The organism is Methanosarcina sp. MTP4 (assembly GCF_000970045.1).
Classification (GTDB): Archaea; Halobacteriota; Methanosarcinia; order Methanosarcinales; family Methanosarcinaceae; genus MTP4.
Window position 1 is genome coordinate 2,300,922 of record NZ_CP009505.1, and the last position, 23,044, is coordinate 2,323,965.

19 protein-coding genes are annotated in these 23,044 nt (G+C 47.1%); 13 read left to right on the forward strand and 6 right to left on the reverse strand.

Going from position 1 to position 23,044, the window contains the following annotated elements; translation table 11 throughout:
* Nucleotide 1: 1 nt before the first annotated feature.
* Nucleotides 2–652 (reverse strand): hypothetical protein, encoded by a 651-nt coding sequence (locus MSMTP_RS09580; protein ID WP_048178796.1) that lies wholly within the window; start codon nucleotides 650–652, stop codon nucleotides 2–4.
* 14 nt (nucleotides 653–666) lie between these two features.
* Nucleotides 667–1,077 (reverse strand): hypothetical protein, encoded by a 411-nt coding sequence (locus MSMTP_RS09585; protein ID WP_156153777.1) that lies wholly within the window; start codon nucleotides 1,075–1,077, stop codon nucleotides 667–669.
* Between the two features lie 1,544 nt (nucleotides 1,078–2,621).
* Here MSMTP_RS09585 and MSMTP_RS09590 point away from each other — a divergent pair.
* Nucleotides 2,622–3,122 carry a hypothetical protein gene (locus MSMTP_RS09590; protein WP_048178799.1) on the forward strand — a complete coding sequence of 167 codons (501 nt, stop codon included), beginning with the start codon at nucleotides 2,622–2,624 and terminating at the stop codon, nucleotides 3,120–3,122.
* Between the two features lie 417 nt (nucleotides 3,123–3,539).
* Here MSMTP_RS09590 and MSMTP_RS09595 read toward each other — a convergent pair whose 3' ends face one another.
* Complete coding sequence (locus tag MSMTP_RS09595) at nucleotides 3,540–5,156, reverse strand: serine hydrolase (RefSeq protein ID WP_048178801.1); 1,617 nt, start codon at nucleotides 5,154–5,156, stop codon at nucleotides 3,540–3,542.
* Nucleotides 5,157–5,382: 226 nt separating this feature from the next.
* Between MSMTP_RS09595 and MSMTP_RS09600 the strand changes: the two genes are divergently transcribed.
* Nucleotides 5,383–6,240, forward strand: coding sequence for a MerR family transcriptional regulator (locus tag MSMTP_RS09600; RefSeq protein WP_048178802.1), 858 nt, complete (start codon nucleotides 5,383–5,385; stop codon nucleotides 6,238–6,240).
* A 102-nt stretch (nucleotides 6,241–6,342) separates the two neighbouring features.
* Here MSMTP_RS09600 and MSMTP_RS09605 read toward each other — a convergent pair whose 3' ends face one another.
* Nucleotides 6,343–7,200, reverse strand: a complete 858-nt coding sequence (locus MSMTP_RS09605; protein ID WP_048178804.1) for a nicotianamine synthase family protein — start codon at nucleotides 7,198–7,200, stop codon at nucleotides 6,343–6,345.
* Nucleotides 7,201–7,465: 265 nt separating this feature from the next.
* On the opposite strand from MSMTP_RS09605, the gene MSMTP_RS09610 reads away from it, so the two are divergent.
* Nucleotides 7,466–8,518, forward strand: a complete 1,053-nt coding sequence (locus MSMTP_RS09610) for a radical SAM protein (RefSeq protein ID WP_048178806.1) — start codon at nucleotides 7,466–7,468, stop codon at nucleotides 8,516–8,518.
* Between the two features lie 27 nt (nucleotides 8,519–8,545).
* On the opposite strand, the gene MSMTP_RS09615 is transcribed toward MSMTP_RS09610, so the two are convergent.
* Entirely contained in the window at nucleotides 8,546–9,331 is a 786-nt protein-coding gene (locus MSMTP_RS09615; RefSeq protein WP_231582742.1) for a hypothetical protein, read from the reverse strand.
* A gap of 124 nt (nucleotides 9,332–9,455) precedes the next feature.
* Here MSMTP_RS09615 and MSMTP_RS09620 point away from each other — a divergent pair, with 124 nt between their 5' ends.
* Nucleotides 9,456–10,271, forward strand: coding sequence for an alkaline phosphatase family protein (locus MSMTP_RS09620; protein WP_048178808.1), 816 nt, complete (start codon nucleotides 9,456–9,458; stop codon nucleotides 10,269–10,271).
* Nucleotides 10,272–10,293: 22 nt separating this feature from the next.
* On the opposite strand, the gene MSMTP_RS17990 is transcribed toward MSMTP_RS09620, so the two are convergent.
* On the reverse strand, nucleotides 10,294–12,216 hold the full coding sequence (locus tag MSMTP_RS17990) for a PKD domain-containing protein (RefSeq protein WP_082090571.1): 1,923 nt from the start codon (nucleotides 12,214–12,216) through the stop codon (nucleotides 10,294–10,296).
* A gap of 934 nt (nucleotides 12,217–13,150) precedes the next feature.
* On the opposite strand from MSMTP_RS17990, the gene MSMTP_RS09630 reads away from it, so the two are divergent.
* The 9 genes from MSMTP_RS09630 (at nucleotide 13,151) to MSMTP_RS09675 (ending at nucleotide 23,042) form a co-directional block, all read left to right on the forward strand.
* The gene (locus tag MSMTP_RS09630; protein WP_048178810.1) at nucleotides 13,151–13,705 is read left to right on the forward strand and encodes a cupin domain-containing protein; all 555 of its coding nucleotides are present in this window, start codon (nucleotides 13,151–13,153) and stop codon (nucleotides 13,703–13,705) included.
* Between the two features lie 159 nt (nucleotides 13,706–13,864).
* Nucleotides 13,865–15,535: an AMP-binding protein gene (locus MSMTP_RS09635; RefSeq protein WP_048178813.1), complete on the forward strand. Its 1,671-nt coding sequence runs from the start codon at nucleotides 13,865–13,867 to the stop codon at nucleotides 15,533–15,535.
* A 438-nt stretch (nucleotides 15,536–15,973) separates the two neighbouring features.
* A complete protein-coding gene (locus tag MSMTP_RS09645) occupies nucleotides 15,974–16,222 on the forward strand; it encodes a ferredoxin family protein (protein ID WP_048183275.1) in 249 nt (82 codons plus the stop codon).
* Between the two features lie 20 nt (nucleotides 16,223–16,242).
* On the forward strand, nucleotides 16,243–17,298 hold the full coding sequence (locus MSMTP_RS09650; protein ID WP_048178817.1) for a 3-methyl-2-oxobutanoate dehydrogenase subunit VorB: 1,056 nt from the start codon (nucleotides 16,243–16,245) through the stop codon (nucleotides 17,296–17,298).
* Nucleotides 17,299–17,300: 2 nt separating this feature from the next.
* Nucleotides 17,301–18,740 carry a 2-oxoacid:acceptor oxidoreductase family protein gene (locus MSMTP_RS09655; RefSeq protein ID WP_048183277.1) on the forward strand — a complete coding sequence of 480 codons (1,440 nt, stop codon included), beginning with the start codon at nucleotides 17,301–17,303 and terminating at the stop codon, nucleotides 18,738–18,740.
* Between the two features lie 898 nt (nucleotides 18,741–19,638).
* Nucleotides 19,639–20,238, forward strand: coding sequence for a hypothetical protein (locus MSMTP_RS09660; RefSeq protein WP_048178819.1), 600 nt, complete (start codon nucleotides 19,639–19,641; stop codon nucleotides 20,236–20,238).
* Nucleotides 20,239–20,272: 34 nt separating this feature from the next.
* Nucleotides 20,273–21,376: a BACON domain-containing protein gene (locus tag MSMTP_RS09665; RefSeq protein ID WP_048178821.1), complete on the forward strand. Its 1,104-nt coding sequence runs from the start codon at nucleotides 20,273–20,275 to the stop codon at nucleotides 21,374–21,376.
* 194 nt (nucleotides 21,377–21,570) lie between these two features.
* Nucleotides 21,571–22,413, forward strand: coding sequence for a fumarate hydratase (locus MSMTP_RS09670; protein ID WP_369799586.1), 843 nt, complete (start codon nucleotides 21,571–21,573; stop codon nucleotides 22,411–22,413).
* Nucleotides 22,413–23,042, forward strand: a complete 630-nt coding sequence (locus MSMTP_RS09675) for a FumA C-terminus/TtdB family hydratase beta subunit (RefSeq protein ID WP_048178827.1) — start codon at nucleotides 22,413–22,415, stop codon at nucleotides 23,040–23,042. Before MSMTP_RS09670 ends, MSMTP_RS09675 begins: the two co-directional genes overlap by 1 nt.
* The last annotated feature ends 2 nt before the right edge of the window (nucleotides 23,043–23,044 follow it).

The window sequence follows — 23,044 nt, forward strand, 5'->3', positions numbered from 1 at the left end:
CTTAAATTTTAATCCCGTTAATTTCCTTTGAATTCGCTTCAAAGTCCCTGATCATGTTTCCTATCCTGTCCTTAACCGTTCTCAGGTCATTTTCAGTGATCTCTTCGGCAGCCAGGCTTTTTTCTTTAATCTGCGTTTCCCGGATTACTTTTTCAACATCCATCAGCTTCTCCGCATCCAGTAAAAGGGAATTTAACAGCTGCGTCGAACAGAGTGAAATTTCTTCAAAGCGGCATCTGTCTTTATGTGTAATTGACCCGAAGCGGCTTTTGTTCAACCTTACGAGCCTGTCCATTTCCTCAATCACGAGCGGCATTTCCGTGAAAACGAAATGGTAATTGCCAATGAAGTGCTTGCGTTCCAAAACCGGCACTTTGAAACGGAGCATCAAAGCTTTTCCATAATCCCGGGAAGAACTGAAATAATGTTCAAGGTCAAGTTCCCGATCCCTGCCCTGGCTTCTCATTTCCCCGTTTTTGAGGACTTTTTGCTTGAAAGCTTCCTCCTTCCTTTCCAGTTCGCATATCTGCGAGTAGGCTTCCTGAAGCACTGCTTTTGAAAAGAAAAACCTCATTTTTACCGAATCGGAGATTTTTTCGGGGGTATTTATTTTAGAACCTATCCAGGCCCGGGATTCCCTATTGACATTCATCTTGATCCTCCCGGTTACCAGTCAACTTCTTTTCCGAGCTTGCTCCGCATCATATAGTATGCCAGGGCCCCGACAATGAAAGAGGCGATCGGGTGGTTTTGCATATAGGTAATCAGTTCAAAAAGGAAATCCCGAACCCAGTAAATTATGTTATAGCACGCAAGCCTGATACCAAACTCAAAGTCAAGGACCCTGTTAAATATCAAAACGGAATCCGGATCTATTGAGCCCAGGGCCGACCTGCAGCCAGGTATAAAAGGTTGAAACCTGTGCCTGATTTCAACATACCCAGCTGCAAGAGCCAGCAGTACAGCTGTGTATATTCCCAGGATTTTTAGTCGATTCCCGGGGGAGTAACAAAACCCTTCTTTATCTTTCCCGGACATAACAATCTTTAGATCTCCATGAATTTCACTGAGTGACATAGCAGTCTCCTCCTTACAAACAAGACCTCCACTTAATTTTAAGGGTCAGTTTGAACATATTATGACTGAATTTCGATATTTATCAAGCACCGTTTCAATGCTCCTGTTCAATGCTCCTGATGACCTTCCTGCGAACCTGAGGAGAGCATAAAATCCAGCCCTGCCTTCCTTTTACTTAGAAAGTCTTCAATTATTTTTATTGTCTTCAATTATTTTTACTTCCCTATCATCAAGATGCAGCAAATTTTGCCCATTGAATCTCGGGTAACAATTTCACAAATTTGAAACCTCCTGATCCACGCTTTAAGATACAAGTCTAATTTTGAAAGAGTCGTTATACATAGTGTGTCTCCATCCCTTTCGGGAATTCCTCAAAGTTCATTTTTACCATTGAGAAAACTTTCATACATAGTGTGTCCCCAGACTTTTCGGAACCTCTTCAAGCTGCACGGATAGGATTTCAATCGCACGAAAAAAATTGATTACTGAAAAAAAGGCAGAAAAGGCCAAACCTTTCCCCGGGGAAAGGTGGGGCAGTTTATTTAAATTCAGGGTAAAAAACGTAGTTGCTTTTTTTCACCAAGCGTGCTGAGAATTGTAGCAATCAAAAAACGTTTGCGGATATCTAAACCGAAAGCTTTGTTTATTTATTCCTGCCAATACACATTCCTTCATATTTTTTATGGCCAGTGTGATTGCCTCAAAGGCAATTTGGCATCCGTGATCAAGGTCAGGTTTAAGTCTTTGATCGCAATTCACTGGTTAGTTTTCGCATGGCTTCGAAGAGCCGAAATAAGTACAACCTTCCTATCCAGGGGAATGACAGGGTTAATAGGCAAATATGGATACTGTGAAAATTAATTTAATTTATTTATGCCTGTTATTCACGGAATATCATGTTCGTTTTCTTAAATGCCACTCTCTTAACAAAATTGATTTAAAACCTATATGAATAACTATTTATTAGATCTATATAGGTATAAGTGTATAACACTAATAGATAGTTTATTAAAATTAATATGATCGTCTAATCATATACAAATAAAATTACAATTTATGATTAAAAATCATCTATTGGTGCTGAAAATTAGTTGCGCGCATCTAACGTACAAATCCATATTTTTAGTTTATTAAAATAAGGATTTGACGCTATCTTAACACTTTTAGTTCATTTTATATGCTAAAAATACACATTTATAATTAAAAATCTTATGCAGAAGCTTGATTATAAGTTTAATTTTAATTTTAAAGTTTGAAAACTATTTTTCAGGAAAAATACGGCTTGATAAAGTTTTAAATTCCATTCAAAATCAGCGATTTTACCCTGCTTGTAAGAATGTTTATATAGTTAATCGACTAAGAAAAAATTGGAAAACTTTGAGAGTTGGGGACTGGCATATCCTTCAAATGGACATGCATATAATATTTTGACTGTTGCCATTATAGATTGAAATGTAGCAGTATTGTTTGTTCTCAAGCCTCAAAATAAAACCAGAGATCCCATATAAATATAAAACTTGAACAAAAATTGAAAGGTGTGATGAATGAAGACATTGAAGAAATTGCTCGCGCTGTCAATTGTTTTACTGGCAACGATCCCGCTCGCTTCGGCAGATACGACGGTCGCCCTGCTGGCCAGCCAGACGCTTGATGTTGGAATGGTAAACGCTACATGTGACGGAACTAACCTCTCCGTAAAATATACAACAGAAGACGGATGGACCTTAAACGAAACCCACCTTGCCATCGTAGGTGACCCCGGTGAAATCCCGGCAACAAAGAAAGGAAACCCGGCCCCCGGTCAGTTCGAATATGCAGAAGAACACGCCCCCGGAGTAACGGAATTTACCTATACCATTCCTCTTGCAGACCTGGGCCTTGAAGCGGGAAGTCCCGTATATATCGCAGCCCATGCAGCCGTGCAGCAAGAGGTAGAGGTAGATGAAGAAATAACACTTCTTGAAGAAGGTGCATGGGGTGCAGGCGACCGTTTCATCCCGAAAGGAAACTGGGCCACGTATTTCGAATATGAAATTCCAGTTTAAATCCCGAGTTCCCCCGACCCGACCCCCCTGAACCCTTAAACTAGGGAAAAGCCACAAGTGCACAGGAAGAGCTTACCCGGGGCATCGAGGCTCTCATGTTACAGGAAAAAAGACCCGCCGCTGCTTTGAACCCCTGGGTTATGTAATATACCCCACCATTACAGAAGCTCTCCTGCATGCTTCACTGCATGAAAACGATAAACAAAATACAAAGGGACCGGATTCCAGAAACCAAAAACTCCAGAACTATGAATTCAGGTCCCTTTTTTCCCATCTTCAATATTTTGTCGCCGAGAACGCATTTTTGCGCCAAAATTACAGGCAGACGGTGAAGACGATTGGATAGCTTTTCAATTAAATACGATGTTAAGTGGTTCAGTCGAGTCCTGTTGACTGTTCCTGTTCACTGCCCCTCCTTCACTGTTCCTGTTCATTGCCGCTTTCCTCAAGCCTGCCGCTAAATGTTACACCTCCAAGCCCTGTCAGCTCTTGAATTTGAAGCGTAACCCCATCGGCTTCAAAGGTCATGTTTACCTGGTAGTTGTTAATATTGGAGACCTCATTGTAATAGAGAACGAATTCTGTGTCTGTTTTCCAGAACCCCTTCAGGGCCAGAGGTCCGAACTCCCCCCCGGGAGATATGCGGTAAACATTATCCAGCCCTACCGGAAGCACCTGCTGGTCCCCTTCCAGGGAGAGGGTGAGAATTGCTTCCTCCTGCCCCGGAAAACTCATGGAGATGCTATTGATGCCAAAGGGGTTGGGTTCAAATACATACGTTTTACCTGAGATTTCCGCTGCCATCTCCGGCAACGGAGGTACGGGTTCGGGATCAGGGGGGTTTGTGGCAGCCGTTATTTTGTCCTGAAGCCGTCCATAGGCTTCCGGGTTTTCCGGCAGGGCCTGGTCCGACTGCAGAGCTGCAAGAAGGAAGGGAGAAAGATCTCCGGGCTCAAAACCTCCGCCTGTGGTCACGACTACAATGTTTTTTTCGGGCCAGACAGAAACCCGCTGGCCTCCACGTCCCTTTGCTTCGTAAAGCCCGGTGATATTGCCTGAAACCCACCACTGGTACCCATATCCTTCTCCTTCGCCCAGGGAAACCTGCTTTTGAGTCGATCTATTCACCCATTCTGCCGGCACTACCTGTTCCCCTTCCCAGGCACCTTCATTCAGGTAGAGGTACCCCAGCCTGGCCATATCCGGGGGAGCCAAACGCAGGTCACCCCAGCCGTGGTTGTTCCCCTGAGGGTCGGAAGGCCAGCTTACGTTCCAGATGCCGAGAGGGCCAAAAAGACTTTCATTGGCATAGTCCAGTTCGCTCATGCCGGTTGTCTCCCGGATGATCCCTGACAGGAGATGCGAGTTGCAGCTGCAGTAAACGAAACGGGTGCCCGGTTCTTCTGCCATGGGCAGGTCAAGCGTAAACTGGACCCAATCCGGGCTCTCCCTCATCTGAGAGAGCGTGGTTTCAACAGGATAGTTGATGCACTCAAAACCCGATCTCATGGTAAGAAGGTCTTCAAGAGTTATTGCCTCCTTCCTCGAATCAAGATTTTCCACGCTCCGTTCCGGGAAGAATTCCAGGACGGGCTGATCGACACCTGCTATGTGCCCCTCGGAGATGGCGATGCCGGTCAGGGTTGATGTGAAACTTTTGGTAACGGAAGCGGTATCATGTATGGAACCCTCTGCAAAAGGATAAAAGTAAGCATCCGTCACGACGTAGCCGTTCCTTATGAGCAGCAAACTGTGAATGTTAACTTCCTCTTCCCGGATGTAATCCAGCGTCTCAGCCAGTTTTTCCGAGTCTATCCCCTGCTGCTCCGGAGTTGATGTCCGCCAGTCCTCAGTTGGCCAGTATGCTGCTGGTTCTGTGACTGGTTCTGTAACTGGCTCCGTGACTGGTTCTGTAACTGGCTCCGTGACTGGTTCTGTGCCTGACTCGGGCGTTTCAACGCAACCAGCGGCTGCGAGCAGGACCACCATAAGAGCCAGTAATCCAAGAAATTTCGAATTCTTTGCGTTCCCCATAACTTCTACCCCCTCGTAATGAAGCTCAAAGCATGATGCCTGATTCTTTTGAATTCAGCTTCCAACAAGCCTGATTCCCCATAAAAATAGCGGCAATATACTTTGAATTTCTGGCAATATATTTCTTAAATATATATTGTGGATTTTATCCATAAAAACCAGACCTTTACCCGGGGAAAAGTGGGGCAGTTTATCTAATTTCAGGGCAATTAAGGGATTGAGCAAGATGCCAATCGATCAGATCCCAATCGGAAAGTTTTCCTTCATGACCCGCCTCACGCAAAAAGCACTCCGCCTCTATGACCGGAAAGGGCTGCTTGTTCCGGAAGCAAAAGATTCCTTTTCCGGCTACCGTTACTACACGGTTGCCCAGGTCGAGAGGGGGATGACGATCAAAACTCTCGCATACCTGGGTTTTTCCCTGGACGAGATTGCCGTACTTCTGGATGCGGAAGGCACGGGAAACTGTGAGGTCATTGAAGCCTGCTTCAAAAAGAGGCTTGAGAACATCCGGCTGGAGATCGGGCAGCTGCAGAAAATCGAAGGCATTTTGCAGGGCGCCTGCAAGCAAGACGGAAAAATACTGGAGTTATTCAAGATGTCAGTAACAGATCCCGTTATAAAGGAAGTCCCTGAAATGCGCGTAATAAGCAAGCGTGAAAAGGGCGTTTATGCCGTAACGATCGGAAAACTCATAGGCGAACTCTGTGCCTGCGTGGACAGCCCCGAAAACCGTCGGAACCGCGTAAAAGTTACAGGCCCTGTCATGTTTCTCTGCCATGACGAAGAATACAAAGAAGAGGATGCCGATATCGAAGTCGCCCTCCCGGTCTCGGGCAGGATCTCGGTGGAAGACCCGAAAATGGAAGTCAGGACCCTCCCCGGCATCCGGGCGATTTCCGTGGTCTACAGGGGACCATACCAGGGTGTCGAAGCCGGATATTCCCGGATTTTTGCCTACGCCGCCGAAAAAGACCTGGAACCCCTGGGACATTTCGGCCCGAGCAGGGAACTGTACTTTAACGACCCTGCCGAAGTCCCGGAAGAAGAACTGATGACAGAGGTTCAGCTCCCGGTTAAATGAGCTCTGCAGGTTAAGTGAACTCTGCCGATTAAGTGAACTCTGCCAGTTAGGTGGGCTCTGTCGGGGAAAAAATTCAATAGATTAAACTGTGCCGGCACATTTTTACCTTTTTTTCTCCAGAAACACAACGGTGTTATAGACCGGAGGCTCGGGATGTACCCTTTCCTGTTCCTCGAAACCCTCAGGCAGGTCAAAGAGGCAGCTCCCGTTCAGCAGTTTCCTGAGCCCTTTTTCGTAAATCCTGCACGAAATCCTGCTCCCGACAGGCATGACCTCCAGAAGGTGCCCGAAAATTTCCTTTTTGGGTTCTGCCTGGGCAGCCACCATCAGGGCTTTGACCCCGGAATCGGGCCCTGGCACGAAATCCTTACCATCCAGGGAGAAATGGTTTCCGTTGAGTATGTTTATATCTTCCGAAAGCCCGAGCTTTTCCAGGACTCTTTTTGACATATAGGCCCGTGTGGAATTCTGCTCTATCCCGATGCTCTTTACCCCGTACTGCCTGAAAAAAACAATCAGGGTAAGGGGAAGCGGCCCGCTCCCGAGGAAGGCAACCCTGTCCCCGGCTTTTAGCCCGAGCCCTTCGTATTCCGTGCGGACAAGCTTGAGGTAATTCCCGTAAAAAGGAAACTGCTCAAGGACGTCCCAGGGTGATTCGTCTGCAAGGACTTCATTAGCATGTTCGGTTTCGAGTTTTACGGTGTAAAGGTTCCTGAACCTGATGATGTCGGTAAAAATCGGTTCGAGTTCTTCCTTTTGCAAAATCTCCAGGGCGGTTTTATCGTCCATCTCCAATGTGATCAGGGAGTCCAGTTTCCCAAACAGTTCCCCGTTTCGCTCCGAAGGCCCGTACAGGATTTCTTCATCGGACAAATTCCTGATATCCCGGTGCAAACCGAGAATTTCTTCAATAATATATTCTGGAGAAAGCTCCAGACCCTCAATACCTGCAATAGCCATTCCAATCCCCATTAGTATTTGGGTGCTCTGTAATATAATGCTGTTGAAAATTTCTTAAATAAAATATAAAAAAAGGTTAATGTGCAGCTTCCAGGTTCATGAAAAAGTTTGCCTACAAAAAGTGCTTACAAAAAGCTTGCTTACAAAAAGTGCTTACAAAAAGCTTGCTTACAAAAAGCATGCAGTTTAATAGGCAGGAATATTCACATTAATAGAGAAAAAAATTAATGTTGTTTCCCTTCTTCAGTAGTTTGGACGTATTGAAATGTCAGAACTTGAAAACTGTGAACTCTGCGAATGGCGCTGCGGTGTAAACCGCCTTGCAGGAGAGCGGGGAGTCTGCCGGGTAGGCAGCCCTGAAGTCGCTGCAACAAGCCTTTCCGGAACCCTGAAAAGCTATTCCGTAACCCTGCTCGGCTGCTGTTACCGCTGCCTGCACTGCAACGCTTACCGCATCTCCCAGTACCCGGACCCTCTCTGGTGGTACGGCAGGCATATCAGCCCCGAAGAACTGGTTTCTGATGCTGAAACCAGGATCAGGGCATACGGAGAGTCTGTATACAGCAGGTCTGCTTGCAGCGATTCAGGAAAAGAGTTCAAAGAAAAGTTAGAAATCGACAAGATAAGCTTCACGGGAGGCGACCCGATCATACACCTCCCCTACATAGAAGAAGTAGCCGGAGTCCTCCGGAAAAGGGGTTCGAAACTCGGGGTAGGGCTTGCTACCGGCGGTTTTTGCACTTCCGAATCAATGGAAAGGATTGCAGGGATTTGCAGCAGCATCACGCTTGAGATAAAGGCTTTTGATGACGAGGTGCACCGCGCACTTACCGGGGCACCCGTAGAGCCCGTGCTCAGGAACGCCTCCTACCTTGCAGAAAATGCCAGGGAAAAGATCCGCGTCTTCAGGACAGTAGCTATCCCCGGCATGACCGATAAGCAGGTCGTAAAGATTGCGGAATACATTGCAGCCCTTGACCCCGAAATTCCCTACCGACTAATAGGGTTCAGGCCGAATTTCGTGCTGTACTACCATCCCGGGCCGGAAAAAGAGATGATGGAAAGGCTCGCGGAAAAGTGCAGGGATGCCGGGCTTAAAGACGTAGCCTGGAGCGGGTATTACCCTGAAGCTTATCCCGAGGGGATTGAAAGAAAGGCAGAGATACTGGAGAAACGCTATTCAGGAAACCAAGAAGCAGGGCTCACCGCTGCCTACGCCCTGGATACGGGCTGCCCGACCCACCCCAGGAACTGCGGGGAGTGTGAACTTCGGGACAACTGCCCAGCGACCCTTCGTGAGCCCTGGAACCGGCGTTAAGGGAAAGCAGCTTTTGAAATTATTCCTTTAGCGGTATTTTTCCACATACCAGCCTACCACAGGCGGGACCCAGCAAAGGTTGGCAGCAATGGTTTCAAGGGCTGTGTAGGTCTGCGTGGTCGGGCTGAAACCCAGGAACCTGGCCCCCAGCAGCCCGAGGGGGACAAGCGTGATAACCGCAAGGCTTGCCAGCATCACAGGATGGCGAAAGTACTTCCCAAAAGCGGCATTCCAGGAACCTTCCCTCTTTTTCAGGAAAAGCATCCCTGAAATGTTAGCCCCGATCTGGTCGCTCAGGGCATAGAAATAGGGGATATAAAAACCCTGGACTCCGTACACGTCCACTCCTGCCAGCCGGCTTCCCAAGTCTATGAACCAGGGGATTGCAAGCCCGAACAGTTTTCCCCAGCCGTAGGCTTCCGCCATTGTCCCTTCGGCCTTCCGGAAGCGCTGTTTCACGGAATAAATGCCTTCAAAAATGCTTTCCCCTTCTCCTGCCAGCGTCCGGACCAGCCACTGCCCAACCGGGCTTCTTTGATACCCCTGCCAGTCCAGGAAAACCCCCGCCAGAAGCCCGATAATGTAGCCGGGGAGAGTGTATTTGATCAGTTCGGAGAATTCCTCCCCTTCAAGAGCTTTTTCATCAAGTTCATCTCCCTCAGAGGCTTCTTCATCAAGTTCATCTCTCTCAGAGGCTTTTTCATCAAGGGCTTCTTCTTCAAGAGCTTCCTCGTTTTCTATCTCCGGGGATTTTTCTCCTTTCTTAAAGGTTGCTTCTCTCCCCCCGGAACTTTTGTCACTTTCAGTCCCCACTCTTTCCTCCCTCGGTTTTTTATTCACTGTAAATTAATTCATATACACTTAAAGCCGGAACGTGTTTTTATCAGGTTCAGGAAACACATTTAAACAGTAGGATCAAATATGCATTCGAGAATATATGAAATCTTTTGAGTGCAGGACCATTGACATAGCCCCCACGCTTTCAAAGCTACTGGAAATACCCATGGTCCCGCCTACTGGCAGGCCGATTCCCGAGGTAATGGGTTTTGTAAAAGGAAAAAGCTGCAAAAGAGCGGTTATAATCATCGTTGACAGCCTGGGCTACTCCCTGTACAGGCACTTCTCTTCGATAATGAAAAATACAGGGGAGCTTGCCGAAAAAGGGCTCCTATTCAAATGCAAGTCCCCGGCAACCCATACATCCCCGGCGATTGCATCCATTTTCACAGGATACTTTCCGGAAGAGCACGGGATCTATTCAACCGGAGACATCTACGTTGAAAGAACAAAAGACCCTGAAAATCCCAAACTGAAAAGCATCATGGAGTGGGCGTACCAGGCAGGGAAAAAAGCTTCAGCCGTGATCGAATCAGAAGGAGCCGAGAGTTTCAGGGGAAGGATAAAAGATTATTACGGGGTACCCAATTCCGAAGACATCCTGGACTATGACCGAAAAATAACGGGATATGCAGTGCAGTCCCTTCAGGAAAAACCCGATATCCTGGCCGTACACCTGCGGGCTCTTGACCGCTTTTCCCACAGGGCCGAAAGCTGGGCAGAAATGAAAAAAGCGGCAAAGGCTGTTGACAAAAATTTAGGAGAAATTTTTTCAGCTTCCGAAAAAGGCACAATTTTCTTCATCTGTGGAGACCACGCCGTCCACGGAGGAGAAAAATGGTTGAAAGGTGCCACAAAGGAAGCACTTGAAAATCACCGGAATAACCTTGTGGCACTTATAGTCGGCTGCTACTAAGAAAGTTTAAGCCTTTTTTACTTTATTTGTTCTTTTTGCCTCTATTCACCACGTAGACCGCGGAAACCAACCCGATCGCTGCAAAAGGCAGTACAAAACCGGGAATTTGTCCTCCATCTTCTTCCTCGGAGCCTGAAGCCTCCACATTATTTGCCATGTCACTCTGTACTTTCAGGGCTTTATACTCGTCGGACTTCTCGGAGTTTTCTCCCGGAGAATTCGAACCGGAAGCAAGATCAGATTCCCCGACAGGTTCCAGTTTTTCCTTGCGGATAATCTTTGCACTTCCTACCCCACTACCTCCACGGTGAGAGCTTGAAACCGAGCTTTCAGAATCCCCGGTTTCCCCGGAATCTCCAGCATCACCGGAGTCCCCTGTATCACCTGAAACATCGGCAACTTCCACTGTGATGAAATCGATTTTTTCCGTTGAGTTGCTGCCGTTTCCGTTACTTACCGTCAGGTTAACTGTGTAGTTACCTGCACTTTCGTAAGTGTATACGGGATTTTCCGAGGCATCATCGACATCCCCGTCCCCGTCAAAGTCCCAGGCCCAGGAGTCGGCGTTCTCGGAGAGGTCAATGAACTGCACCGTAAAGGGAGCTTCTCCGGAAGTGACGTTGGAACTGAAGTTCGCAATAGGGAAGACGGGATCAGATGGTTCGGAAGGTGCCAGAACCTCTATTGTAGCAAGTTCCCAATCCGTGCCGTTTTCGTTGCTCACAGTCAGGTTGACGTTATAGTTCCCTGGATCCGTGTATGTATGTGTTGGGTTTTGCACATTTGACTGACTGCTATCTCCAAAGTCCCAGAGCCAGGTCGTTGCATTTTCAGAACAGTCGGTGAAATTAACCATCAGCCAGTCCATTTCAACCTCGAATGCTGCGACAGGTTTGATCGGAAATACAGGATTGATTGGAGATTCTGCAGTATCAACTGTTATCTCCTGAGTTGCGATGTCATTAAGGGTTCCGTTGATCGCTTTTAACGTTACCGTGTACGTCTCTGCTTCAGTGTATTCATATGTTGGAGAGGGATCATTAAAAGTTTCAAATATACCGTCTCCATCAAGATCCCATTCAATGCTTGTTGCATTTTCCGAATTGTCCGTGAAAGTAACCGTCAGAGGAGCAGGACCTAAATCATGATCAACTGTAAAAGCTGCAACAGGTTGATATGGAGCAGGCGTTTCTGGAGTAACTGGCGGTTCATCCGATTCAAAACCAGAGTTCATCAACGGCCTGTAGTCGCGATTCTTGTTGTCAATTGCGTAAGGTGTGTCTCCGATGCCGTCCTCAGGATTTACATCTTCCCCTTTATAGTCACTCCAGTAGTTACCAAAGGTGGTGATATTGAACTTATTACTATTCTTCCTGTTGTCTTCGGCGTTTATCGTATTGTTGAAGGAGTTGTTATAAATCAGGTTATCAGTCGAAATCTGCATCTTTATACCACAGTCATTGGAACGTACCAGATTGTAAGTCAGCAGGTTATTATCCGATTTAAACAGGTTGATTCCAACGCCATTGTTTGAGACCTCATTGTTTTTTACAGTGAAGTCTTTGACAGTGTTAAGATTAATTCCAATATCGGTGTTTGTTACATTGTTGTTTTCAATGACGCAGTTGTTGATATTGGAATTAAGACAGATCCCGTGTACATCACTATTGTTATTATTGAAGTAATCCTTTGTCGTCGCGTTCACAGAAACGGAAAATCCGTCTATTGTTGCGTTATTGGCGATTACCTGGATTACATCAGCACAGTAGGTAGTCCCGACGATGAAAGTTTCATCCGGACCGGCCTCAGACCTCAATGTCAAATTGTCTTTGTTGATCTCAACGTATCGATAGTAGATCCCGGGTTTAACCGTTATTATATCGCCTTCAGACGCATCGTTCAAAGCACGCTGAATCGATTGCCCGGGATGCACAACAGTTTCCATAGCTGAGCCTGAGCCTGGAGCTATCGCAAAAATTAAAAAAAACAATGATAGACAGGCAATTATTTTAGCTTTAGTTACCACTACATAACCCCCATTAGATTTTGATATAGACTAATATTAAAGGTATTAAATTTCGTTAGATATAAACATGTGGATTTGAATAAATATAATATAATAGATATTAAAAACGGCATCGGGATGGAATAAATGAAAAAACATAAAAGAATGAATATTCAAAATTAAAAAATTAAAGAGTTATAGTATAATATTTGCTTAACCCATAAGTGAAACAGATTTGAATCAACCAGATGCTCTGGATTTTTGGGTTTTTCAACAAAAATTAAGAGTATTTTTCAGAAGCAGCATTAAAACAAAATTGAGAATCTTCAGCCTGAATTAATTGGATACTTTTATTTACACTTCCGTTTTTATCAGGAAGTGAAAATCATAGAATTATTAAAGAAATATAAAATTTTGAGATAAAACTTCCAATTAATTTGAACTCATGAGATGTATAAAGCTTTTTGACTGCGGACTCTGAAATAAGCCTCAGAGCTTCAAAATTTCAGTACATAGTCATAAACTCTTTAGTCATAAAATCTTCAGTATTGTCCATTTACCGGGCAAGTGGATTTCGCAGAAAAATTCGCATAGAGACATAATCCTGCATAGAAGTGCAATCCTGTATAGGCGCAACCCCGCATAGAGGTGCAATCCTGATAGGAATGTAAAATTAACTTTTTATGGAGAGGGAAAAGGGGGAATGAATCATAATCAAATTAATAAGAATTTATTATTGTCACATTTATACTGGTCCTGCCGTAAAGTGTACATCCCATATCAATGGCGTACAGGTACCCCGGAAGGGGGCAAAGGTTTTTCAACAATCCTTTAATTAAAACTCCTATAAATCCAAGCTGGAGAAGATACTAGCATGCAGGAAAAAATCAAGGAAATCGCAGCCCGCGTCCATGAAATGCGGGAATTGTCCGAGATCTCAATAGAAAAAATGGTAGAGTATCTGCAGATCCCGGAAGAAACCTACAAAAACTACGAAAGCGGAGAAGAGGATATCCCGGCAAGTGTCCTTTTTGAGATTGCACACAAGATGCAGGTGGACATGGCTACTCTCCTGACCGGGGAAGAGCCGCGGATGAACATCTTTACCGTTACCCGAGAGGGAAAAGGGGTCAGTGTGGAGAGGAGGAAGCAGTATAAGTACCAGAACCTCGCCGAGAAGTTCATCCACAAAAAGGCAGAGTTTTTCATCGTCACTGTCGAACCCAAACCCGAGGGGACAAAGCCCGGGACTAACTCCCACCCAGGGCAGGAGTTCAACTACCTGCTGGAAGGAAGCCTGAAAGTATATATCCACAACAACGAAATCGTCCTGAAAGAAGGAGACTCAATCTACTTTGACTCCAACTACGAACACGCCATGGAAGCCCTGGAAGGAAAGCCTGCAAAGTTCCTTGCCGTGATCATATAAAAACGTCCGAGAATCAAAATTGATCAATAAAGGATGATAATCCGATACACCAATAAACAAAATTGATTCAAGAATCAAAATTGATTCCGAACCGCGACCCTGAAAACCACAGCATAGCACGGAAAGCAATAACAGAAAGCAATTAGACAGGTGTCCGAAATGACTTCCTTACTCAGCCGATTTGTTCCAAAAACCGATTTTGAATCCTACGAGGATTTCCACGAAAACTTCAGGATCATCGTTCCTGAAAACTTCAACTTTGCCTACGATGTCGTGGATGAATACGCAAAAGACTTCCCTGAAAAACGCGCCATGATCTGGTGTAACGACGAAGGGGAAGAAAAAATCTTCACCTTCAAAGACCTCAAGTATTACAGCGACAAAGCTGCAAATTTCTTTGCGAAGCACGGAGTCGGGAAAGGCGACTACGTGATGCTTACCCTGAAAAGCCGCTATGAGTTCTGGTTCTGCATCCTTGGGCTGCACAAGCTCGGAGCCATAGCCGTGCCTGCAACCCACATGCTCAAAACCCAGGACATTGTCTACAGGATCGAAAAAGCCGGGCTCAAGATGATCGTCTGCATCTCCGAGGACGGAGTCCCGGAACAGGTTGACGAAGCCCATGCAGAATGTGGGAATGTCCCCCTCGGGAAAGCCGTGGTCGGCGGGAAAAGCCGGGAAGGGTGGATTGATTTCAGGAAAGAACTGGAGGTAACTTCCCCCGACTTCGAGCGCCCCACCGGCGAAGCCGCAACAAAAGAAGACATCTGCCTTGTCTACTTCTCCTCGGGGACTGCTGGCTTCCCGAAAATGGTAGAACACGACCATACCTACTCCCTGGGGCACATCCTTACCGCCCGCTACTGGCAAAATGTGGAAGATGACGGACTGCACTACACGGTTGCAGACAGCGGCTGGGGAAAATGCGTCTGGGGAAAACTCTACGGCCAGTGGATTGCAGGGTGCGCTGTTTTTGTCTATGACTACGACCGTTTCGATGCAAAGCACATGCTGGAAAAAGCCTCAAAATACGGGGTCACCACTTTCTGCGCCCCTCCCACAATCTACCGTTTCCTGATTAAAGAAGACCTGAGCCAGTATGACTTTGGCACCCTTACCTATGCCGTGGTCGCAGGAGAGCCCCTGAACCCCGAAGTTTTCAACCGCTTCCTGGAATTCACAGGGATCAAGCTCATGGAAGGTTTCGGGCAGACCGAAACAGTAGTTACTATCGCAACCTTCCCCTGGATGGAACCGAAACCCGGATCAATCGGAAAACCCACTCCCGGCTTCAAGATCGAACTGATGGACAGGGAAGGAAACCTCTGTGATGTGGGAGAAGAAGGCGAAATCGTCATCAATACGAAAGAAGGAAAACCCGTAGGGCTCTTTGTCCACTACGGAAAAGACCAAAAAAGAACTCAGGAGACCTGGCACGACGGCTACTACCACACCGGAGACATGGCCTGGATGGATGAGGACGGGTACCTCTGGTTTGTCGGCAGGGGCGACGACATTATAAAGACATCCGGGTACAAGGTCGGGCCCTTTGAAGTAGAAAGTGCCCTTATCCAGCACCCCGCAGTGCTCGAATGTGCTATCACCGGGGCTCCTGACCCTGTGCGGGGACAGGTCATCAAGGCAACCATCGTGCTAACGAAAGGTCACACGGCCGGGGAAGAGCTCAAGAAAGAGCTGCAGGAACACGTAAAGAAAGTCACTGCCCCCTACAAGTACCCGAGGATCGTGGAATTCGTGGAGGAACTCCCGAAGACCATCAGCGGAAAAATCCGCAGGGTAGAAATCCGTGATAAGGATCAGAATCAATAAAAATAACAACGGTTATAATGCAGTCAGGAATACAGTCAGGAACACAGTCAGGAACACAGTCAGGAACACAGCCCGCTTAAGAGGACCGGTCAGGTTTGCCGGATATTCAAAAGGAAACTTTCTCGAAGGAAAAGGCATAAGTACCCTGATATCTTCCTCTGAAATGTTATGGCCTCGGATTTTTTCGGGGCTGCGTTCCCTGATTATAATCAAGTTTTTCCATTTATTTAATCCCGATAAATGGCAGGCTCTCCATTCTTTCACGAAAATTGATGATCTCAAAAAAGGGACTAAAAGTCCTGTATTGGCAACTGAGTCCAATCCGGGACTGAAAGTCCATAGAAGAAAACGGAAAAATGGACCTGAGAGCAGAAAATGGACAGAGAAACATCGAGGAGCCCTGTCAGTATCCAGAATTAAAACAATATGAGGTCCGCTATGTCAAAAAGTGATAAAAAAGAACCGTACCCTGTTATCAACATCCTTGAATGCAAAGCCTGCGGCCGCTGCCTCCTGGCATGCCCGAAGGGCGTGCTTTCCATGAGTGAGGAGCTGAACGAACGCGGGTACCACTATGTGGTATACAAGGGCGAGGGCTGCTCCGGATGTGCGAACTGTTTCTACACCTGCCCTGAACCCCTGGCAATCGAAATTCACATCCCTCTAAAGGAGGAAAAGGCCGAATAAGGCAGGAGGAGGTATAAAAGATGGCAACACAACTCATAAAAGGCAACTCCGCTGTAATCGTCGGGGCACTTTACGCCGGATGCGACTGTTTCTTCGGATACCCCATCACGCCGGCAAGTGAAATCCTGCACGATGCGTCCAAATATTTCCCGAAAATAGGCAGGAAATTCGTCCAGGCCGAGTCCGAAGAAGCCGCAATCAACATGGTCTTCGGTGGAGCATCAGCCGGTCACAGGGTTATGACCTCTTCCTCCGGACCCGGGATCAGCCTGATGCAGGAAGGGATGTCCTACCTGGCAGGCGCGGAACTTCCCTGTGTGGTGGTGGACATCATGAGGGCAGGCCCGGGGCTCGGGAACATCGGTCCCGAACAGGGGGACTACAACCAGGTCGTAAAAGGAGGAGGACACGGAAACTACCAGAATATCGTGCTTGCCCCGAACTCCGTGCAGGAAATGTGCGACATGACCATGAAAGCTTTCGAGCTTGCCTTCAAATACCGGAACCCGGCAGTGGTCCTGGCCGACGGGGTGCTCGGGCAGATGATCGAGTCCCTGGAATTCCCGACAGAAGCTATTGTTCCCGAAATAGATACTTCCTGGGCAGTCAACGGCACAGCCGAAACAAGGCCGAACCTGGTCACTTCGATTTTCCTGGACTTCAACGAGCTTGGGCAGTTTAACGAAAAGCTGCAGGCAAAATACGAACTGATCAAGCAAAACGAGGTTGACTACGAGGAATACCTGACAGACGATGCCAGAGTCGTCCTGGTCTCATACGGGATCAGCAGCAGGATCTGCAGGTCTGCCGTGGACCTTGCCAGAAAGGAAGGCCTCAAGGTAGGGCTCTTCAGGCCAAAGACTCTCTTCCCCTTCCCCGGGGCGCAGTTAAAAGTCCTGGCTGAAAAAGGTTGCTCTTTCATCTCAGTGGAGATGAGCAATGGACAGATGGTAGACGACATCAGGCTTGCCATCGGCTGCTCACAGCCCGTGGAACTTGTAAACCGCATGGGAGGAAACCTGATCACCCTTGACCAGGTAATGGACAAAATCAGAAAACTTGCAGGAGAGGCATGAAAATGGCAGCAAAAATCATAGGCGATGAAAAGGTAATCAAAAGGCCTGACGCCCTGTATGCGGAATTCACCCGGAAGGGTGGAGCCGCTCCCACAGCCACCCACTACTGCCCCGGCTGCGGGCACGGGGTCTTGCATAAGCTCATTGCCGAGGCCATTGACGACCTCGGGGTCCAGGACAGGACCGTCATGATCAGTCCTGTGGGCTGTGCAGTCTTTGCTTACTATTATTTTGATGCAGGCAACATCCAGGTCGCCCATGGCCGCGCTCCTGCGGTCGGGACCGGGGTTTCCAGGGCTGAGGATAACGCTGTGGTCATTTCCTACCAGGGTGACGGCGACCTTGCCTCAATCGGCCTGAACGAGACCCTCCAGGCGGCAAACCGGGGCGAAAAACTTGCTGTTTTTTTCGTGAACAACACCGTCTACGGCATGACCGGCGGACAGATGGCTCCCACGACCCTGATCGGTGAAAAAACCACCACCTGCCCCGAAGGCCGGGACCCCCGCTTTGCAGGCTATCCGCTCCACATGTGCGAGCTCCTTGACAACCTGAAAGCCCCGGTCTTTATCGAGAGGGTGTCGGTTTCAGACATTTCCCACATCAGGAAAGCCCGCAAGGCCATCCGGAAAGCCATGGAGATCCAGCGCGACGGCAAAGGTTACGCCTTTGTGGAAGTGCTTGCCGCCTGCCCGACTAACCTGAAGATGGACGCCGAACAGGCTATCGAGTTCATCAATGAGGAGATGGAAAAGGAATTCCCGCTCAAGAACTTCAGGGACAACTCCGAAGAAGCAAAACCCCTCGACCGCGGGACCAGCGACTTCACAAAGGAAACTCTGGACAAGCTCTACGGCATTGAAGCCGAAGCCGAGGAAATCCCCCCCAGGACAGATTTTACCCCTGTCCAGACCAAGATTGCAGGTTTCGGAGGTCAGGGCGTCCTGAGCATGGGCCTGATCCTTGCCCAGGCAGGAGTAAAGGCAGACCTCAACGCCTCCTGGTTCCCCTCCTACGGTCCGGAACAGCGCGGAGGGACTTCAAACTGCTCGGTTGTGATTTCCGGTCAGCCCATCGGCTCTCCAACAGTCTACACCCCGGACATCCTGATCGCCATGAACCGCCCCTCCCTTGAAAAGTTCGAAGGGGCCGTAAGAGAAGGCGGGACCATCCTCTACGACGCCACCATCGGGGAGGTCGAAACCCCCGCAGGTGTCAAAGCCGTCGCAGTCCCTTCAACCGAAAAAGCCAAAGAAGCCGGGGACGAAAGGGCAGCCAACTCCTTCATGCTCGGAGTCCTCCTGGGCCTCGGCGTAACCGGCCTCGAAGATGAAGCCTTCAAGGAAGCCATTGCCGAAAACTTCCCGGGAAAGCCCAAAGTCATTGCTTTCAACCAGCAGGTCCTGGAAGCCGGGGCAAAGTGGGCAAAGGAAAACGCTTGAGGAAAAATAGTTTATTTCAAATTTAAGACAGGTGGATGAAATACAAATTCATCCACCCAGACTACTTTTTTGCTTTTATCAATTCATGGAATTTAACCGTTTTTTAATAACGCTGTTAAGCAAAAATTAAAATAGTTACATTCAATCAGTAATATGAAGAGCGGTATATAGTCAGATCATCACCTCTCATTCTCGCATATGCCGTTCTTTCCTTAAATTTATGTAAACCCACCGCTTTTTTTTCATTATTCCATTTTTACGCCCAGACCGCGATTTTGGAAGGGACCAAAAGTGGAAAATCGATTGAATTGAAGGAATATGAGGGTCGGTTTTTGTAGAACTTCGAAAGTCAAGTTGCTGCCTGGAATCAGAAAGATCTATGATTTTTCTTTTAGTCGCAATGAAAGCGAAACAGTACGAGGTCCGTTTCGCTGCGTTCAAGCGGACTTAAAGCCATAGCAGCAGTTTTTACCGTGACCCGTGGTTATTTACCCAGGTGAAAGCGAGACTGAAGCAGGAAAAGTCGGGGAACAGAAACCAAAAATAATCGCCTGAACTCCCGAAGATATCGCAAAAATCCTGACAAGCAAGCGTATCCGCCTGCTTCGGGTAATTTGGGAAAAGAAACCGGAATCTTATTTTGAATATTTGGAATTATATCTGGCTTCACTATGAGGCTATAAAAGACAATAACGGAACATATTGATATTTTCTTCATATCCCTTTTGCTGATCAGCTACTTTTTTCCTGACCTATTTTTCTGCTACCCTCAAAAATGGATATTATTATATTAAATAATATAAAAATAAATCACGTTTATTCGAAGAATTAAAGGATTTTTAATCCTTTTTTGAAATTCAAGGAATAAGAGTCCCATATTTTGATAGAGGTAAGGGCTATGGGGGAGAAAGAAAATTCAAACGCAGAAACCAGGGTACGGGAGAACATCGAAGGACTGTGTGAAAATAATTATGAGTTAATAAAAAGTGAAATCGTCTCTGCCATAATAAACGGGGTCGAAGAAGGAGTGAAAGAAGGGGTTAAAAACGGAATTATAAGCGGGCTGGATGAATGTTTTGATACCGGACTCCCGAACATCGGAGGCATCGGAATAAAAAATGCAAGAGATATCCTGGAAGAAGTGGCTTCGGAAACTGCCAAAAATAAGGTGAAGGACCGCATAAAAAGTAAAACCTGCCCCATTCTGGAACGCCGGGGGGACAGGTTCTGTGAGAGGATATTGAATGAAATAGAAGAAGAAAGTGAAGGAGTTCCCGAGGCGGAACTGGACATAATACGAGCCCTGAATATTGAGGAAGTTTGTAAGGACAAAGCAAACGAAATCAAGCAGGAGATTGAGGCAAAATTGCCACAAAATTTCGTAGCGCTTGCTCTATTCGACGGGATGCTGGAAACAATAGCCGAATGTATGGTTGAAGACGTTGAAAGCTGCAGCGAAAAAATCCAGGAGGCTGCCAGGCATAGCAGGTCCGTTTAAACGGGAGGTCCATTTGAGCTGGTGAGGGGAGATTATGGGGGGCAATCAGGACAATGAAGAAATCAAAGAACAAGTTGAAGACCTTGCAAAAGAAATAACGCAAAAGTATGTCCGGGAGCTCAATTCAGAGGCACTTAAAAAAGCCTTAAAAAACAAAACCAGGAATTTGAGTGAGAAAGAAACAAAAAAGTTAGAAAACCAGCTTAAAGACCTGACTAACGAGGAGAAACTCTCCAGGTTCAAAGAAGCCTCCGATGAAATCGTAAAAGGTATCCTTGACGGCAACATAACGGGTGAAAAAGCAATCGAGCAAATAAGTGGAGTACTTGAAAAACCTTTAAAAATAAAAATATCACTTCCGGGCAGAGCAGCACTTTCTTTTAAAAACATACCTCTGACTGTAAAAATAGCAATTTACATACTGATTCCCTTTATAGTCGCCACGGCCCTTTGTATTATGCCCTCACTATCGGTATCCGAAGGTGACATGAGCTTTAACCTTGCAGAAGGGGAATCCGATTCGGATCAATTCCAAATATCAAATCCCGGAGCCGGAGTTCTGTTATGGACGACAAGCTCGGACCAGCCATGGATAAACCTGAGCCCGAAAAGAGGAGCAAATACGTGCAACGTTATTGTTCAGGTTGATGCGGAGGATATGGAAGAAGGGACGTACGAAGGAACCATTACCATAGAATCGCCTGCAGGAACGGAACAGTGCCCGGTCTACCTGTCGGTGGAACCTTTAACTGAAAGTCGGGATCCTATTTTGGCCGTTGATCCGGACCCACTATATTTTAACTTCAGTTTGATAAAGAGGGAATCAAAAAAGGAATTAGAGATATCAAATGTCGGAGAGGAAACCCTCGAGTGGGAAGCGAGTGCCGATAAACCATGGATAAACCTGAGCCCGGAAAGTGGAACAAATTCAGGCACAGTAACAGTTGAGGTTCAAGTGGATAAGCTGGATTCCGGAATCCATGAAGGAAATATTACAATAAACTCAAACGGAGGAATTAAGGTGGTCAATTTATACTTGATTGATATTATATATCGGAATCAATACATATTGATAATCTGGGAAAAACCTGTTCCTTTTACTCTACCTGATAATCTTCATGAAAACATAACTCCCTAACTCCATGTCTCGTAAGAAATATGCCACTTTAGATCCCCAAGCACTTTTTTTCAAAACAGAGCACTCTTTTTTAAAGCAGGAAAGACTTAAGGCTAACAAATACGGTCAAATTTTTAACCCTCACATAAATCCTAAAATTCATGACACAGAAAAAACTGTAAAAAATTCCTTTCTTCTATACAATGGTGGTCTTTTTGTCTTCAAAACCTAGCCGTGAAACTTTTATCAGGTCTCTTGTGGACCTTCTCAGAAAAGCGGAAACCGGACTTTCCGATGATGTTGTAAATGCTATCAAAAAAGCCGAGGCCAGTGAGGAAAACCCTGTTGCAAAGTCCCAGCTCCAGGCAATCTTGAAAAACATCGAAATTGCCGAAACCCACGGAGTTCCCATCTGCCAGGACACAGGCATCCTGATCTTTTTTGTGGAGCTTGGAAGCGAGTTCCATGCAGGGTTTGATCTTGAAGCTGCAATCCGGGAAGCATCCGCCCTTGCAACAAAGGAAATCCCGCTCCGCCCCAACGCCGTGGACCCCCTGACCCGGAAAAATAGCGGGGACAATACTGGAAACGGGATCCCGGACATCAACTGGAAACTTGTGCCGGGAAAGCAGCTGAAAATCACGGTTGCCCCCAAAGGTGCGGGTTCGGAAAATATGAGCGCTCTTCGGATGCTGAACCCCACTGAAGTGGGAAGTATCAAGAAATTCGTGCTCGAAACAGTAACAAGCGCTGGCGGGATGCCCTGCCCTCCCCTTACTCTCGGGATAGGGATCGGAGGCTCTTTTGACAAATCTGCCAGGCTTGCAAAAGAAGCTCTTCTGGAACCCCTTGACATTCCCATGAACGAGTTTGAAGAGGAAATCCTGGAAGCCGTAAACACCCTTGGAATCGGGTGCATGGGGCTAGGGGGAAGCACAACCGCCCTTGCAGTCCACGTAAGAACCGCCCACTGCCACACGGCTTCCCTTCCTGTTGCGCTGAACATCCAGTGCTGGGCAAACCGGCACGCTTCAATCGTATTCAGGGGGGATGAATAATGGAGTGGCACCTGAAGACCCCGCTGAGCCCGGAGGACGTCAAAAAGCTCGAAACCGGGGACATAGTCTATATCTCCGGAGAGATCCTGACAGCCCGGGACGAAGCCCATGCCCGCATCCTGGAATTTGCGGAAAAAGGAGAAGAGCTTCCTTTCTCCCTGGAAGGAGCGGTAATCTACCACTGCGGCCCCCTCATACAGCAAATAGGGGAAGGAAAAGACGAAGAGGAAAAAGAAAGAGAAGAAGGGGAGGAAGGGAAGCGGGGATGGAAAGTGGTCTCAGCCGGCCCCACCACCAGCGGCAGGATGTCAAAGATGACCCCTCCGCTCCTGGAAACCCACAACGTGCGGGCAGTCATCGGGAAAGGCGGGATGAAAAATGTATCCGAAGCCATGAAAGACAAATGTGTCTATCTTGCCTACACCGGAGGTTGTGCAGCCCTTGCCGCCGAACTGATAAAGGAAGTAAAAACCGTCCACTGGCTTGACCTGGGGATGCCCGAAGCTGTCTGGGTCCTGAAAGTCGAGGAGTTCGGCCCTCTTATCGTGGGGATTGATTCTAAAGGCAGGGACATATTTACGGAAGTAAGGGAAAAGGCTGAAAAAGTGCTTGCAGAGATGGAAAACTGAAA